The organism is Actinomadura sp. CNU-125, from assembly GCF_001942465.1.
GTDB lineage: Bacteria > Actinomycetota > Actinomycetes > Streptosporangiales > Streptosporangiaceae > Spirillospora.
Map to the genome: position 1 here is coordinate 1 of NZ_MKJY01000524.1, position 1478 is coordinate 1478.

Sequence of the window (1478 nt, forward strand, 5' to 3'; positions counted from 1 at the left end):
CGGCGGCGAGGACGCCGCCGGTGATGGGCGGCGGTGGCGTGCGCGGACGCCGCGCGGACGGCGACGGCGGTCTCCGCGAGTTCGCGGGCGGCCCGGCGCAGTTCGGCGGCGGGGTCCGGGGTCGGTTCGGTGCTCACGCGTCCTCCGTCAGCGGGCGCCGCGCCGGGTCATGCTCACGAACCGGGGCCGGGGGTCTTCGGGGACGTTGCGGTGCAGGATGTCGGAGAGTGTCCGGGTCGCGCCGATGATCCGCATGCCGAGCGGGGTGAACGTCTCGGGGGTGAGGACCCGCGGCGCGAGCAGGGGGTTGGTCAGCGCCTGCGAGAACGCGTCGATCGCGATGATCTTCGTGAGGAGCGGCGGGAGGATCGCCCGCGCGGAGCTCGGCTCCTCGGCGAAGAGCCCGACGTACAGGTCGAGGTCGTCGACGCTCCCGTACAGCTCGCGCAGGGCGCCGCTCACCCGCGGGTCGCCGGAGACGTGCTCGAACCCGCGGGCGCGGGGGAAGCCGCAGTGGGCGCGGTAGTCGTTGTAGGTGGCCAGTTCGAGCGTCCGGGAGTCGGTGATGCTGGACACCTCGACCGCGTGCAGGCTCGGGTCGGTGTTGAACAGGCCGATGCGTCCGGCGCGCTGCTCGGAGGCCTCCTCGAAGAGCCGTCCGAGCCCGGCCTCGGGAAGCAGGTGCGGGGCGAAGAGGGTGGCCGGGACGGGCAGTTCGGACCCGCCGACGACGAGGCCGGACGGGATGAGGCTGTGCCAGCGGTAGACGAGGTTGAACTCGACCGACGCCCAGTTCTCCCGCTGCCACGGCGCCCCCGCGAGGCGGGTCGTGAGCCCCGGGTCGAGCAGGAAGCGGAAGTGGTAGGGGGTGATGTGGTTGATGTACTCCTCGATCACCAGCTTGACGACCTGGACGATGACGATGTTGCGGGCCGTCTGGAAGAGGCGCTCGTCGTCCCAGCGGGGGTTGTGCTCGGCGAGGAGGCGGGCCACCCGGTTGTGCTCGCGGAGGAACAGGACGGTGAGCATGGTGAAGCCGACCTGGGTGTTGCCGCGGTCGCCCGCGAGGGCGAAGAGCCGGTCGCGGCGGTCGTCCGGCAGCATCTCGAACCGGACGACCTCCAGCCCGGCGAACTCCGACTTGATCTTGCCGTTCTCGCAGAGGTACGGGGGGAACTCGCCGCCGTTGATCGTCTGGCTCTTGAGCAGGCCGCCGTCGAAGGCCCGGACGGCGGCGGTCGCCGCGGCGTCCAGGCCGTACAGCGGGTTCAGGTCGACGTGGTGGTTGGAGGTGGTGCGCCGCGGGTCGCGGGGCTCGGCGATCTCGCTGCGCAGGAACCCGTCGGTGAACCATTGCGCGAAGTACGCGAACAGGACCGTCGAACGCGGGCACGGGATCATGTCGCCGGTGCGGGCGAACAGGGCGGCGGCGCGGTCGGCCGGCGGGCGGGCGCCGTCGCGGGCGGGCACGGGCGGGA

General features: G+C 72.5%; 1 protein-coding gene. It reads right to left on the reverse strand.

The features are described from left to right. Positions 1–147: 147 nt before the first annotated feature. On the reverse strand, positions 148–1478 hold a 1331-nt coding region (locus tag BJF79_RS39635; protein WP_075905133.1), incomplete at its 5' end, for a peroxidase family protein.